13 protein-coding genes and 2 tRNA genes are annotated in these 15,101 nt (G+C 30.0%); 8 read left to right on the top strand and 7 right to left on the bottom strand.

Going from position 1 to position 15,101, the window contains the following annotated elements; all coding sequences use genetic code 11:
• Nucleotides 1-83 precede the first annotated feature (83 nt).
• From folE to A8C32_RS05445, 3 genes are all read right to left on the bottom strand, one after another.
• On the bottom strand, nucleotides 84-761 hold the full coding sequence (folE, locus tag A8C32_RS05435; RefSeq protein ID WP_069829429.1) for a GTP cyclohydrolase I FolE: 678 nt from the start codon (nucleotides 759-761) through the stop codon (nucleotides 84-86).
• Nucleotides 762-999: 238 nt separating this feature from the next.
• A complete protein-coding gene (locus A8C32_RS05440) occupies nucleotides 1,000-2,523 on the bottom strand; it encodes an OmpP1/FadL family transporter (RefSeq protein WP_069829430.1) in 1,524 nt (507 codons plus the stop codon).
• A 27-nt stretch (nucleotides 2,524-2,550) separates the two neighbouring features.
• The gene (locus A8C32_RS05445) at nucleotides 2,551-3,678 is read right to left on the bottom strand and encodes a hypothetical protein (RefSeq protein ID WP_069829431.1); all 1,128 of its coding nucleotides are present in this window, start codon (nucleotides 3,676-3,678) and stop codon (nucleotides 2,551-2,553) included.
• 99 nt (nucleotides 3,679-3,777) lie between these two features.
• On the opposite strand from A8C32_RS05445, the gene proS reads away from it, so the two are divergent.
• The 7 genes from proS to A8C32_RS05480 all read left to right on the top strand — a co-directional run bounded on the left by proS (nucleotide 3,778) and on the right by A8C32_RS05480 (nucleotide 9,784).
• The gene (gene proS, locus A8C32_RS05450; protein ID WP_069829432.1) at nucleotides 3,778-5,256 is read left to right on the top strand and encodes a proline--tRNA ligase; all 1,479 of its coding nucleotides are present in this window, start codon (nucleotides 3,778-3,780) and stop codon (nucleotides 5,254-5,256) included.
• 456 nt (nucleotides 5,257-5,712) lie between these two features.
• A tRNA-Glu gene (locus tag A8C32_RS05455) sits at nucleotides 5,713-5,784 on the top strand.
• 26 nt (nucleotides 5,785-5,810) lie between these two features.
• Nucleotides 5,811-6,062: a 30S ribosomal protein S20 gene (gene rpsT / locus A8C32_RS05460; protein WP_069829433.1), complete on the top strand. Its 252-nt coding sequence runs from the start codon at nucleotides 5,811-5,813 to the stop codon at nucleotides 6,060-6,062.
• Between the two features lie 150 nt (nucleotides 6,063-6,212).
• Nucleotides 6,213-6,284: transfer RNA gene (locus A8C32_RS05465), tRNA-Glu, on the top strand.
• 24 nt (nucleotides 6,285-6,308) lie between these two features.
• Nucleotides 6,309-6,563, top strand: coding sequence for a 30S ribosomal protein S20 (gene rpsT, locus A8C32_RS05470; RefSeq protein ID WP_069829434.1), 255 nt, complete (start codon nucleotides 6,309-6,311; stop codon nucleotides 6,561-6,563).
• 197 nt (nucleotides 6,564-6,760) lie between these two features.
• A complete protein-coding gene (locus A8C32_RS05475) occupies nucleotides 6,761-7,123 on the top strand; it encodes a hypothetical protein (protein ID WP_069829435.1) in 363 nt (120 codons plus the stop codon).
• A 237-nt stretch (nucleotides 7,124-7,360) separates the two neighbouring features.
• A complete protein-coding gene (locus tag A8C32_RS05480; protein WP_069829436.1) occupies nucleotides 7,361-9,784 on the top strand; it encodes an ATP-binding response regulator in 2,424 nt (807 codons plus the stop codon).
• Here the strand turns inward: A8C32_RS05480 and A8C32_RS05485 are convergent.
• From A8C32_RS05485 to rho, 4 genes are all read right to left on the bottom strand, one after another.
• Nucleotides 9,777-11,117, bottom strand: a complete 1,341-nt coding sequence (locus A8C32_RS05485; protein ID WP_069829437.1) for a sigma-54-dependent transcriptional regulator — start codon at nucleotides 11,115-11,117, stop codon at nucleotides 9,777-9,779. The two genes, A8C32_RS05480 and A8C32_RS05485, sit on opposite strands and share 8 nt — an antisense overlap.
• 144 nt (nucleotides 11,118-11,261) lie before the next feature.
• The gene (locus A8C32_RS05490; protein WP_069829438.1) at nucleotides 11,262-11,567 is read right to left on the bottom strand and encodes a hypothetical protein; all 306 of its coding nucleotides are present in this window, start codon (nucleotides 11,565-11,567) and stop codon (nucleotides 11,262-11,264) included.
• Nucleotides 11,568-12,089: 522 nt separating this feature from the next.
• Complete coding sequence (locus A8C32_RS05495) at nucleotides 12,090-12,461, bottom strand: hypothetical protein (RefSeq protein WP_069829439.1); 372 nt, start codon at nucleotides 12,459-12,461, stop codon at nucleotides 12,090-12,092.
• Nucleotides 12,462-12,830: 369 nt separating this feature from the next.
• On the bottom strand, nucleotides 12,831-14,477 hold the full coding sequence (gene rho, locus A8C32_RS05500; protein ID WP_069829440.1) for a transcription termination factor Rho: 1,647 nt from the start codon (nucleotides 14,475-14,477) through the stop codon (nucleotides 12,831-12,833).
• Between the two features lie 185 nt (nucleotides 14,478-14,662).
• Between rho and A8C32_RS05505 the strand changes: the two genes are divergently transcribed.
• Nucleotides 14,663-15,073, top strand: a complete 411-nt coding sequence (locus tag A8C32_RS05505; protein ID WP_069829441.1) for a DUF4293 domain-containing protein — start codon at nucleotides 14,663-14,665, stop codon at nucleotides 15,071-15,073.
• Nucleotides 15,074-15,101 lie beyond the last annotated feature (28 nt).

The following is a 15,101-nucleotide window of genomic DNA, read 5'->3' on the forward strand; positions in this document are numbered from 1 at the left end:
ATAATTGCGGCTCTTAAATTTTGTTAGTTATGGATTCAACTTCAAATCTAATATTTTATAGCTTTTTATTAAAACAAATGCGTTTAAAATGTAGTATCTAATTTGATATAATCTAAAAACTCTCTACGAGTAGCTTCTTTTTTAAATTTTCCACCAAATTCCGAAGTCACTGTACTGCTTTCAATATCTCTAATACCTCTTGAATTTACGCATAAATGTTTAGCGTCAATAACACAAGCGACATCTTCTGTATTTAAAACTTCTTGAAGTTCTTTAACTATTTGAATTGTTAATCGTTCTTGTACTTGTGGTCGCTTAGCGAAATAATCAACAATACGATTCATTTTAGATAAACCAACTACAGTGCCATTAGAAATATATGCAATGTGTGCTCTACCAACGATAGGTAGTAAGTGATGTTCGCAAGTTGAATATACCGTAATATTCTTTTCAACTAGCATTTCACCATACTTATATTTGTTGTCGAAAGTAGATGCGCTAGGTTTCTTTTTTGGATTTAATCCTCCAAAAATTTCTTTAACAAACATTTTAGCGACTCTATTAGGAGTACCACTTAAACTATCATCTGTTAAATCTAAACCTAAGGTTTCCAAAATGTGACGAACATCGTCTTTTATGATGTCAATTTTCTCTTCATTAGAGAGTTTAAAAGCATCACTTCTTAATGGTGTATTTGAAGAAGTTCCAATATGGTCATCTCCTAATGATTCAAATTCTTCTAAGTTATTTTCAATTTTCATTATTCAAAAGGAATCTTATTTTGAGTTTGCAAAGATAAACAAAACACTTTTGTTATGTTTTGTATTAGCTAACAAATAATTATAACTGCTTTGTCTGCGTTTTATTAAATAAATTACATTTAACCTGTTTTAAGTATTAAAAAGTCTTATTCTATGTTCGATTTATTTAAAAAACTATATGAATAAAAAAGCTTGAACCTTTATAGTTCAAGCTTTAAAAATTATGAATTGAACTGTTTTAAATATTAAAACTTATTGATAGTGTTACGTTAGAATTTGTTCTGTCTATAGAGACTGTATCTATTAGACCAATATTGTATAGGGGAGTAGCAAACGAACGCTCAGATTGATCGTAAGTAAGGTCTAATTTTGTGTTTCCAAAATTATAACCAATACCTAAAGAATAACCCTTTAAATCACCTACGGTAATACCGTTTACATAAGGGCTTTCTTCAAAACGATAACCACCTCTAAAACTAAATTGTTTGTGTTTGTATTCTCCACCTACTTTATAGGTTGAAGCAGTGGTAAGTATGCCATCAATATCTCTATTTAAATCGGTAAAATCAGATTCTGGGTTGAATTTTATACTACCATAATTTTTTCTTGAATAATCAAAGCTTAATAAACCTTGTTTTCCAAATACATAAGCTAAACTTCCTGTAATTTTCCCAGGTGTTTGTAGCTTATATTCTGGGTATATATTTATAATATCTGATATAAAAGCGATGTCTGTATCCGCATTATTAGAGTTAATAGATTGAGTAGTTTCTTCTTCAATAACATACCAAGTTGGAGAGTCGTAAGTCAATCCAGCTCTTAATTCTGGTGTTATTTTAAAGATACTCCCTAGTTGAAATGAAAACCCTCTACCAACAGTTGATAATGTATTTCCAAATTCTAAATCTGTTACAATTGAATTGGAGTTAGAGTTATTTTCTAATAATAATGTTGATCTTTGATAATCAATAAAATGCGAGTTTAGGTTTACTCCTATGTATAGGTTGTTTTCATATTGAGCAGCTGCATTAAAAGAGACTTTTCCATTATATCCATTTGATGCATATGTATAATCTTGATTGAATGAGTTGCCTCTTAAATTTGAAGTGTAATCTAAATTATCATCATTCGTATTATCGTCTAAATTTACAGGATCAATGATTCCACCCCAATATCCCAAGAAAACTTGTTGAAGTAGAAACCCATTATTTTGAATAGTTCCAATATCCGAGTAAGCTTCTTCAAGAAATTCTCCTTGTCTTAATTTTAATGTACCAAAAGGCGCTTCATATTCTTCTGTGATTTCAAGGAAGTAGCGACTTAAAGATCTGGTATTAGTTCCAACAGCAAACCAATCATCATCATGACTATTTGTTCTATCGTAATTAACAGCTAAAGTGAATTTTTTCCAAGGAGACTCAAGGTTATTGTTAGCAAAAACAAATGCAGCACCACCTTGATTGATATTAAAATTGGAATCATTAGAATTGCCAAATCCATTAAAATATTGTGTGTTGTTTTCTATATCTCTATTTGATAAAGAAAAAGAGGCATGACTTCTAATAAAAACGGCTGAACCAGCAGGATTTAGACTTATAGCACTCATGTCTCCTCCTAATGCACCAAAAGCACCACTTAATGCTCTAAAGCGAGCTGTTCCTTGAATTTCATCTTGAGAAAACCTTAGAGCATCACTAATGTCTTGTGCGTAAATTGTAGACATAGATAGTAAACCTATGAATAGTAAATTTAACTTTTTCATGTAAAATGTTTTCTATTTATTTTTTGATTAACGTCTTCTTCCTCCAGAAGATCTTGCTCCAGAACTACTTCTGCTACTTCCTGAAGATCTTGAAATTGAACCTGAGCTAGATCTTGAACTTCTACTTGGCGAGTAAGTAGAGTTTCTTGACGATGACGATGGTGATCTTCTTGTATATGTATTTCCTGAACTTCTATTGTTACTAGAAGATCTTCTTACTGTGCTTGAATTTCTTCTCGCAGTAGGGGAAGATGATCTAACTCTTGAGTTAGAAGAAGGTGTTCTTGTGGCAGTTGTTCTTCTTTGGGTATTATTGCTATATACCCGTGTACCATTAGAATTGTAACTTCTTCTTGTATTAGTTGTTGTGTAATTGGAATTAACACTACTTCTTCTTCTAGTAGTTGTATATTTTGATGTTCTACCTGTTGTAGAGTTTACAGAACTATGTCTGCCACTAGTATTTCTTGTTCCTCTGGAATTGCTAGCTATGTAAGAACTTCTTCTGCTGGAGCTGTAAGAAGTGTTTCTTGCATTATAATATCTATTACCGTAGTATCCATAATTATTATATCTATTATAATACCCACGATATCCATAATTTCTATAACCATACCCGTAATATCCTCCATAATAGCCCCACGGATTATTATAACCATAAAAAGGAGGGCACCAAAAATTATTATAGCCCCAATTATTCCATCTATTTCCCCATCCAAATCCAGCGTTCCAACCAAATCCAGTATTCCAGCCAAAATTATTAAAACCGTTGTCTATATAATTAATAGTAACATTACTATTCTCTTGACCCCAACCAGCATAACCTTGATAGTCATTATCTATAGTGTCATTTTGAGCATAGTTTGTACTTTCATATGAATCGATATCAGTAAAAATAGCATCGTCTTCATTTAAACTTTCAGCTTCAATGGATTTTGTTTTGAAGTAATTTGTATAATAATTGTTACTAGGTTTGTTTGGCGTTTCAACAACAGCGTTTTCATGTGGTGTATTTTGTTGTTTTACAGTGTCACCATAAATGCCGTCACTGTCTACGCCAACGTATTGATAAGAACCACATGAAACTAAGCCAAGTAGTAAACCTAAAAAGGCTACAAATGGCATTTTTTTATTTAAGTAGCTGTTAAATTGCATATCTCTAGAATTTTATTGTTGAACATCACAAAAATAGTTAGTTTTGCTGAACTATTTTATTATTTAACATAGTCACAAAATTTGTGCCAAAACATTAATATGGGTAAAAAACTTACTAGTAGAGCAGAAGATTATTCTAAATGGTATAACGAATTGGTTGTCAAGGCTGATTTAGCCGAGAATTCGGCAGTTAGAGGATGTATGGTTATTAAGCCTTATGGTTATGCGATTTGGGAGAAAATGCAAGCTGAATTGGATAAAATGTTTAAAGAAACAGGTCATCAAAATGCGTATTTTCCATTATTTGTACCTAAAAGTTTATTTGAAGCAGAAGAAAAAAATGCAGAAGGCTTTGCAAAAGAATGTGCTATTGTAACACATTATAGACTACAAAATGATCCTGATAAGCCTGGGAAATTACGAGTTGATCCCGAAGCCAAGTTAGAGGAAGAGCTTATTGTAAGACCAACTAGTGAAGCTATTATATGGAACACATTTAGAGGATGGGTACAATCTTATAGAGATTTACCACTTTTAATAAACCAATGGGCAAATGTAGTACGTTGGGAGATGAGAACACGTTTGTTTTTACGTACGGCTGAGTTTTTATGGCAAGAAGGACATACAGCTCATGAAACTAAAAAAGAAGCAGTGGCTGAAGCTGAGTTAATGAATAATGTATATGCTACTTTTGTTGAAAATTTCATGGCTATTCCTGTTATACAAGGTTTAAAAACAGAAAGTGAACGTTTTGCTGGAGCAGATGAAACGTATTGTATTGAAGCTTTAATGCAAGATGGAAAGGCGTTACAAGCAGGGACATCACATTTTCTTGGTCAAAATTTTGCTAAGGCTTTTGATGTAAAGTATGCAAATAAGGAAGGTAAACAAGATTATGTATGGGCTACCTCTTGGGGAGTTTCTACTCGATTAATGGGCGCTTTAATCATGACACATAGTGACGACCAAGGATTAGTGTTACCTCCAAGTTTAGCACCAAATCAAGTGGTTATTGTTCCTATTTATAAGAGTGAAGAGGATTTAAATGCTGTAACAGAAGTTGCTAATAGTATATTAAAAGATCTTAGAGCTAAAAATATAACTGTTAAATTCGACAATAGAACAACTCATAGACCAGGAGCTAAGTTTGCACAACATGAATTACAAGGAGTGCCTTTGCGAATAGCTATAGGTCCAAAAGATTTAGAAAATGGAACCGTAGAGCTAGCTCGTAGAGATACATTAACTAAAGAAGTTGTTGTTTTAGGTGATTTAACTGAAAAAGTAGAAAAACTATTAGCCGAGATACAAGAATCTTTATTTAATAAAGCTTTAGACTTTAGAAACAATCATATAACAGAAGTAGATACTTTTGATGCTTTTAAAGAGGTTTTAGAAACAAAAACAGGTTTTATATCTGCTCATTGGGATGGAACCATAGAAACAGAAGATAAAATAAAGGAAATAACTAAAGCAACTATTCGTTGTATACCTTTAGAAGGAAAAAAAGAAGAAGGCACTTGTGTGTATTCTGGAAAGCCTTCAAAACGTAGAGTGTTATTTGCTAAAGCATATTAAATTATTTATTATAGATTATTTAAGGCACGTTTTAAATAACTTAATTATATACTAGCGGGTATATACTACTTATAAGGTAAGTAAATTAAAAAAGATAAGCTAAAGTTGGGATGCTATTGAAAATGAGCCTTTATTTTTATTGTTTTTGATAGTCCTTTATATAATTTTAATATATTTAAGATTTAACTTAATGATACTAAGTTAGCTAATAAAACTTGTATTATAGTGGTTTTAATTTTATGATACCATTGACTCTAGGGGGATTTGTTGTATTTAAATTAGTGTGATTAATTTTTTTTAAAAAAAATCAAATAGAGCTTGCAGCATTTAAAAACAGTTGTATCTTTGCAACCGCAATGAGGAAATGAAATCACTGCAAAGTTATTTGAAAAAAAAGTTTTAAAAGTATTGCAAATTTAAAAATAAGTTTTAAATTTGCGCTCTCAAAAACTAAATGGCCCGTTCGTCTATCGGCTAGGACGCCAGGTTTTCATCCTGGTAAGAGGGGTTCGATTCCCCTACGGGCTACAATATTTTAATAATAAAAAGAACAAATGGCAAATCATAAGTCAGCATTAAAAAGAATAAGAAGTAACGAAGCTAAGCGCTTAACTAACAAGTATCAACACAAGACTACTCGTAATGCTATTAAAAAATTACGTGAGTTAACTGATAAGAAAGAAGCTGAATTATTTTTTCCTTCAGTAATTTCTATGTTAGATAAATTGGCTAAGAAAAATGTTATTCATGCTAACAAAGCTTCTAACCTTAAATCTGGTTTAGCTAAACATGTAGCCGCACTTTAATACATTTTAAAGTTTAAAATATTAGAAAAGCCTTTCAGAAATGAAAGGTTTTTTTATTCTGTTTAATTTTGCAAAAGCTGTAAAAAAATCAATTTAAAAAACATTAAATTTTAAAAAAAAGTTCTATATTTGCGCTCTCAAAAACTAAATGGCCCGTTCGTCTATCGGCTAGGACGCCAGGTTTTCATCCTGGTAAGAGGGGTTCGATTCCCCTACGGGCTACAATATTTAATGATAAAAAAATAAATGGCAAATCATAAGTCAGCATTAAAAAGAATAAGAAGTAATGAAGCTAAGCGATTAACTAATAAGTACCAGCATAAGACTACTCGTAATGCCATTAAAAAATTACGTGAGTTAACTGATAAGAAAGAAGCTGAATTATTTTTTCCTTCAGTAATTTCTATGTTAGATAAATTAGCTAAGAAAAATGTTATTCATGCTAACAAAGCTTCTAATCTTAAGTCTGGTTTAGCAAAACATGTTGTTGCTACACTTTAATGCGATTTAAATTTTTAAAAGCCTTTCAGAAATGAAAGGCTTTTTTGTTTTATTGTATTTAATTTTAGTACAAAAATGATTGTTAAAAATATTCAATTTAAAATACTACAAAATTTTAAAAAAAGTAACTGTATTTGATTTCTAAACATATAAATTTGCAAAATATATAAGCTAATCATTCATATAATATTAATCCTTTGGAAAATAGAAAAGCAATTAAATTAATCGATAAAATTCTTGAAAACCTTGATGCTACAGGTATCAATACAGAGACATTAATCGACGATATTAAAGAACTAAGAACTTATGCTATAGCAGAGCAAATTCCACTAGTAGTAAAGGTTCTTAGGTATACTTATGAGCATATAGAAGAAAATGATTCCTTTCTTATACCTATTCTTGACGATGAACCTATAAATGAAGAGGATTCAATGGAAGAAAATGTAGAAGTTTCTCCTGTAGAAAGTCTTAAGTATTTAATAGCACTTATAAAAAATCTTGATAATAAAATCAATATATCCGACTTAAAAGAATATAGAGACCTTTTAATGAAATATTAATTATAGAGTAATATTTTAAAAATAAAAAAAGCCTTAGCATAAATTTATGTTAAGGCTTTTTTTATTAAAGAATTCACCTTGACTTTCTCTATTTCCTAAAATATTCGGGGTCAAGTCAAAAAGTTAGTTTGTGAATTGAATGTATATCAAGGGCTTCATTAAAAAAATAGAAATTAGATTTTGTAATATGTATTAGCTAAAAGTGATCTTATTAGCTTATAAGATCGTATATATATCATGAAGTTTTATAAGCATAGGATTACTCTTAAAGTTTTAATAGGTTATATTATTATTGGTATTTTCGCCACTATTTCGGGAGGGCTAGTGCTTACAGAAATAAAAAACTTTACTCAAATTCAAAGTCAAGATATTGTAGATCGGGGTAAAATTGTAAAAACCGGAAGTTTAATTGCCGATATTTATGAAAATGAAAGCTTAGCAAGGGCTGCAATTCAATTAAACTCTACTAAAAAATTTAATGCTTATGTTTATGAAAATGAACAGTTGTTATTAAAAATTGACTCTCTAAATTTTATTGTCGAGCATGGTTCGCAAAAAATTATTTTAGATAGTATTAAGTTAGTGATTAATAAAAAGCTTGAAAATATTACAGATTTAAAAAAATTAAAACGTAATGATAATTCCGATAAGTCTATAAATAAGGCAATAAATAAGTTAAGTTCCATTGACTATCTTTTAGGAAAAGTCTCGATTACAGATTTTGTAGTGAATCCAGAATCTTTAGATAGAAAAACGCGTAAAAATTTAGAAGAATATGTTAGGATACTTAATAAGTATAATCCTAAAGATTCTATTAATAGTGTAGATCAAAAAGAGATAGATTCACTTATATCTATTTCTAAGAATATGTTAAAAGTTGCGCAGAAAGAGAGTAGTAACCAACGAAGGTCTTTACAAAAAAAGGAGCGTGAGTTGATTGAAAATGACTTAACCATTTTTAGAAAATTGAGAGAATTACTGAGTTCTTTAGAAGAAGATATTGTTATTTATTCTAATAGTATTAATAATCAAAGGGAGGTAACATTTAATCGTAGTAGAAACATTATTCTATTAGCTGTAGGTATTAGTTTTATTATCATAATTATTTTTTCGGCTATTATTTTAAACGATTTTTTGAAAAGTCAACATTATCGTAAAGAATTGGAACAAGCTAATAAAACGACTTCTTCTCTTTTAAAAAGTAGGGAACAATTAATTTCGATGGTTAGTCATGATTTAAGGGTACCTTTGAGTACGATTACTGGTTATAGTGAATTACTTCAAAAATCTGTAAATTCTATTAAAGAAAAAAATTATGTTGAACATGTTCAAAATGCTTCAGCTTATATGGGACAATTAGTTGATGATCTTTTAGAATTTTCAAAACTAGAAAACGGTAATATATCTATAGAATCGATTCCTTTTGATTTGGAAAAACATATAGATGAAATTATTTTGAATGCTAAAAATTTAGTTCAAAATAAATCAATCACCTTCGAGATAAAACATGATAAGACTATTAGCTATCCTATTATTAGTGATCCATTTAGGATGAAGCAAATTTTATATAATTTGGTTGTAAATGCATGTAAATTTACAGATCGTGGTACCATAACGGTTGAAAGTCTTTTGAAAGATGTTAATAATAAAAAGACATTGCAAATTTTTGTAAAAGATACAGGACTAGGAATAAGTAAGGAGCAACAAAAAACTATTTTTAAAGCTTTTACTCAAGGAGATAATAGTAACCAAAGTGCGAAAAATGGATTTGGCTTAGGCTTGACTATTTCAAAAAAAATAGCAGAACTGTTGGCGGGAACATTAACTTTAGAAAGTGAATTAGGTAAAGGAAGTATATTTATTTTGACGATTCCTGTTGTTTTTTCACGAAAGTCTTTAAGTAAACCTAAACCACTTAAACTTGAAGCTGTTTATAATTTGAAAGCTGTTGTTGTTGAAGACGATGTTTCTATGCGACAGTTGTTAAACGATATTTTTAAACAATATGGTGTTAAAATTTATATTTTTGGTGATGCTCAAACTGCTTTGAAAACTATTGATAAAATTTCTTATGATTTGGTGTTGACTGATATTCAGCTCCCTAAGATGAATGGGATTCACTTTATGGAAACACTTAAGAATCATCCATCTTATAATAAACAGCCTATAATTGCAATGACAGGAAGAGTAAATATGTCTGTAGAAGATTATATTAATAGTGGTTTTTCTGGAGTATTAATTAAGCCCTTTCATCCTGATAAACTTCAAGGTCTTTTACAGCAATTTTTTGGTTCAAGTTTATTGGTAGCTAGCACTAAAAAAATGGAAAATAACAATACAACTGAAAAGTTTAGTGTTGCTTCTATAGAGTCTTTCTTATGTAATGATGATAAAGCAGTAAAAAAGACATTGCTGGTTTTTTTAGAAGACACGAAAAAGAATATTTTACTATTGAAGCATGCACAAAAAAATAATGATATAAATACATTTAATGATCTTACTCATAAAATGCTTAGTATGTTTAAGCAATTAGATGTAAAAACAGTTATTTCATTTCTAGAAACCTTTGAAACGAGTAATACTATTGATAGTGTACTTTTTACTGATTTTATAAAGGAATTAAATGATTTTATAGAATCATTAGAGATTTACACTAATTAATATTGTATTCCTTTATTTTATTATAAAGTGTTTTTCTTGTAATGTCCAATAATTTAGCTGCTTGAGTTTTATTATTACTAACCTCTTGTAGGGCGTTTATAATGAGTTCTTTTTCATTCTCTTTGGTAGAGAACTTATTTGATAGCATATGTTTTTCTTTTATATAAACTAATTCATCTGGTAAAACATTTTTGTGTATAATTTCAGTTTGTGTTAATAAGGTAGCACGTTTAATAATATTGGAAAGCTCTCGTAAGTTCCCTGGCCAGTGGTAATTTTGAAAGAGTGTTAGCACGTCTTTTGAAAAACCTACTACAGATTTGTTTAGTTGCTTGTTAGCTTTATCTAAAAAGAAATCGGCATAAAGAATGAGATCATCATTTCGATCTTTTAAGTTTGGTACTTTTATAGAAAACTCGTTTAAACGATGATAAAGGTCTTCTCGAAAATCTCCTTTTTCAACAGCACTTAATAAATCTTCGTTAGTTGCTGTTATTAAACGAATATCAACCAGAACTTCTTCATTACTGCCAATAGGTTTTACTTTCCTTTCTTGTAATGCTCTTAATAGTTGTACTTGGTTTTCATAACTTAAATTACCGACTTCATCTAAAAATAATGTACCAAAATTGGCGGCTTCAAAATGGCCTATTTTATCATTGGTTGCTCCTGTAAATGATCCTTTTTTATGTCCAAAAAACTCACTTGATGCTATCTCTTTTGGTATAGCTCCACAGTCTACTGCAATAAAAGGTTTATCACTTCTTGAGCTTTTTAAATGAATGTTTTTTGCAACAACTTCTTTTCCTGTACCACTTTCTCCAATAATTAATACGGACATATTTATAGGTGCTACCAAATGAATATATTCATTTAGTGTTTTTGATGCAGCACTGATGCCTTCTACAAATTCTAAATTAGATTTAATATTATCTTTTCTAGAGCTATTTACAGGAGCTATTTGATGAGATTTTTTTTCTTCTAAGGCATTACTAATAACTTCTAGTACTTCGTCTGGATTAAAGGGTTTTGAAATATAATCGAATGCCCCTTGTTTCATAGCTTGTACTGCGGTAGACACTTCGGCATAGCTGGTCATTAAAACTACAGGTATAGGTTGTTTGTTATTTTTAATTTGTTTTAAGAATGTAATCCCATTACCGTCTGGAAGCCGTAAATCTGTAAAAACGAGATCGTAGGTTTGTTTTTTTAGTAATTCGGAGGCTTTATGGATATCATAACTTAGGTCTACAGCATATCCATGACGTTCTAAGAATTGTTTTAACATTTTAGAAAAGGTCACATCATCTTCTACTAATAAGATATATTTCATATTACAAAAATGTTTAGGTGATAGTTTAAAATTATATATCGACCTTTTATATACAAGAGGGATTTAAAAAGCATAAAAAAGGACGTTTTAATTTAAAACGTCCTTTTGAAAAAAAAATTGAACTTTTAGATATTATCTTACCTTTTATTTAGCATCTGTTTCTTCTAACCATTCTCCTTTTTCATTTGCGTAAACGGTTTTAGATTCTTCTTTTATAGATAGTATTAACTTGTATTGACCTTTATTATTTACATAAGCTTTACTTACGGTCGCTGACGGAAAATCTTTTAGAATGGCATTGGTAACAGCTGTTGGTAATTCGTTAATAGTGATTTCTTTGAACTCCTGATTTAAAATAGTTATAGTTTCGGTTGGTAAAATGTTATTTGATAAAGCAAAAGTTGAAATACCACCAGCTAAAATTGCTACAGTTAAAATTAATTTTTTCATGATTTTTAAAGTTTAAATTATTGTTTGTTTCTATAACAATAGAGAAATAAACATGCCATGAATAATAATTAAATGTTTACTGTTTTTAAATCGCTTGTTTTTAGTTGTTTGCTATGTTTTGACTATTGAGTCATCGAGTTTGTCTTGTGTAAAAAGTGTATAATTTTGTATTTAAGCCGTGTAAATGTTACACTATTTAATTACTAGAAAATTCTTGAGTTTGTGTTTTTGAAAGGTTAATCTATACTGAATTTAAGTTGCTAAGGAGATTATTGTCGAATGTAAATTTGCAAATCATCACTTTTCTTAAAAGCATATGCTAATGACTTATTATAAAAAGATGCTGTTGGTTTGCAATTGGATAATGAGAATACATTAGGCAGTTTCATATTCCAGGATCCTGAATGTTGAGTGCTTCCAGATTGTATAATTACTATATGTCCGTAAGATTGAGAAGTATCGATAGCTAAAGCAAGTCCGCCATTATTAGCATGTTTTACGGCTTGATCGATGTGTTTTTGATTAAGTAACTGCTCCTAGGTTTTTCCATGATTTTGACCGTTTGATAATAGGTTGTATGCTGTCGAAAATTATATAATCATTGTCTTTATCTTTAAAATCGTTGATGTGATATACTTCTCCAATAAATTTAGAAATCTGATTTCTACAATCTAATCGATTTTTACTTATTGATTTACAGCTTTGAAAATCTAGAATAGAACTTTCAAATTGGTTTTTTGAAATATTTGTTTTAGATACTATGCTTCTATTGTTCGTTGTTTTTGATTTTCCTGTGTTTTTTTTAGTCTGAATTTGACTAGGGGAATCTTGTTCTTTTAAGGTTTTGTCTGTTGCATTGTTCTCTTTGCAAGATGTTAATATTATGCTCAACATAATAATAGATAATATTGTTTTTTTATGTTGTTTTAGATTTATTTTTTATGCGGTTAGTGTTTTTTTGTATTCATTTATATTCAAAATAGGTTACCATATATTTTATAAATGTTTACGAGTTAAATATATCAAGTTATTGAGGATTACATATTATTAAGTTTATTAATTGTAATTATTAGTTGCGTTAGAGATAGTAGTGGAAAGCCCAGAGCGAGGTACGAGTGAGGACTTGTAATGAATAGCTCGACCCTTGTGGTAACGCCATAATTATTTAAATAAATTCTTAAAAGTAAAAAGCCTTAACTTGATATGGTTAAGGCTTTTGATATTTATAACTCCTAAAGAGGGGTAAGTTTTTATTTTATGGTTTTAACCATTCATAGAAATTAGAAATTCTTCGTTATTTCTAGTTTGTTTAAAACGTTCATTTATAAATTCCATAGCTTCTACTGGGTTCATGTCTGCAAGGTATTTACGCATTACCCACATACGTTGAATAGTATTACTATCTAATAATATATCATCTCTTCTTGTACTTGATGAAGTAAGGTCAATGGCAGGGAAAATTCTACGGTTAGAAATTTTTCTATCCAATTGAAGCTCCATGTTACCTGTTCCTTTAAATTCTTCAAAGATAACTTCATCCATTTTAGAGCCTGTTTCTGTAAGCGCAGTTGCAATAATGGTTAAAGATCCTCCATTTTCAATGTTTCTTGCAGCTCCAAAGAATCGTTTTGGTTTGTGTAATGCATTAGCATCGACACCACCACTTAATATTTTTCCTGAGGCTGGTTGTACTGTATTATATGCTCTGGCTAAACGTGTAATGGAGTCTAAAAGAATAACAACATCATGCCCACATTCTACTAAGCGTTTTGCTTTTTCAAGAACAATATTTGCAATTTTTACGTGTTCGTGTGCTTCTTTATCAAAAGTAGATGCAATAACTTCTCCTTGCACGTTACGCTGCATATCTGTAACTTCTTCTGGACGTTCATCTATAAGTAATATCATTTGATATACTTCTGGATGATTTGCTGCTATAGCATTAGCTACATCTTTAAGTAGCATGGTTTTACCTGTTTTAGGTTGTGATACAATCATACCACGTTGTCCTTTACCTATGGGAGCAAACAAATCCATGATTCTAGTAGAAATAGTACTTTGTTTTTCTGCTAAATTGAATTTTTCTTGAGGAAACAAAGGTGTTAAATGCTCGAAAGATACACGATCTCTTACTACATTAGGACTTTGACCATTAATTTTACTCACCTTAATTAAAGGGAAATATTTTTCGCCTTCTTTGGGAGGACGTACATGTCCTAAAACGGTGTCACCTGTTTTTAAACCAAACAATCTAATTTGTGATTGAGATACATAAATATCATCTGGTGATGATAGGTAGTTGTAGTCTGATGAACGCAGAAAACCATAACCATCTTGCATGATATCTAATACGCCTTCGCTTTCAATAATCGCATCAAACTCATAGTCTGGCTCTCTATATCGGTTTCTATTATCTTTATTACCTTTATCTATATTGCCATTTTTTTGATTTTTGTGTATGCTCTTTTGTTGGCTTCTAGGGTTAGGCTTTGGTTGATTATCGGTTTGAGGTCTTGGTCTTGGGGTATTAACGGGTTTTTTTACCTCTTTCTTTTGCTTTTGAGGAGGAGCAATGTTTTCTTTTGCTTCAACCTTTATTTCTTCTTTTATTTCTTCTATAGGGGCTTTTTCTTCGCTTTTTATAGACGTATTTTTTACAGGTTTTTGAACACGTTGCCTAGGTTTTCTAGGTTCGGGTTTTTTTTCTGTTTTAATTTCTTCTTTCTTTTCTGCTGGTTCAGTAGGAGAAACAACAGCTTTGACTGCTTTAGGATCTGTAGCTTGTTGATCTAGTATTTGATATACTAAATCTAATTTTTTTAATGAACGATATTTAGGAACGTTCAGTTTTTTTGCAATCTCTTGTAAGTCAGAGAGTTTCTTTTCTTTTAATTGTGAAATTTCAAACATTGACGTTTAATTGAATATTTATGTTGAATACAAATTTGAGTAATTCTGAAAAAAAATGATTTTTATTCTGAAGAATTAACCACTTGTTTTAGCGGTTGTTGTGAATTATTAATGCAATTATACAACTTTATTTTAATTTTTTACATTAATTCTACTATTTTTGCTGTCTAGTTTTTAAAATATTTATGTTACAACGTATTCAAACTATCTATCTTTTATGTGCTGCTGGTGTTTCAGCAGGATTAATTTTTGTACTCCATTTATGGGTTACAAATGAAGGTATAAATGTGTTTGCTAAAGATGATATACTTTACTTAGGATTATTTTTAGGTTCTGCCTTATTATCTTTAATAACTATTTTTATGTACAAAAACAGGAAGTCTCAATTTGTTTTGGGGCGACTTAATATCATATTAAACTTTATTTTATTAGGATTTTTTGTATATCTATCTCTAAATATATCTGGAGAAACGGCGGTTTCTGAGAAAGGTATTGGGATGTTTCTTCCTATTGTTTCTATCGTGTTTTTGGCTTTAGCTAATAAGGCCATCAAGAAGGATGAAGATCTCGTAAAATCTGTAGATCGATTACGATAAACCTAACATCTTAGTAGTATTAGTGCGT

This window comes from Flavivirga aquatica (assembly GCF_001747085.1).
Classification (GTDB): Bacteria; Bacteroidota; Bacteroidia; order Flavobacteriales; family Flavobacteriaceae; genus Algibacter_C; species Algibacter_C aquatica.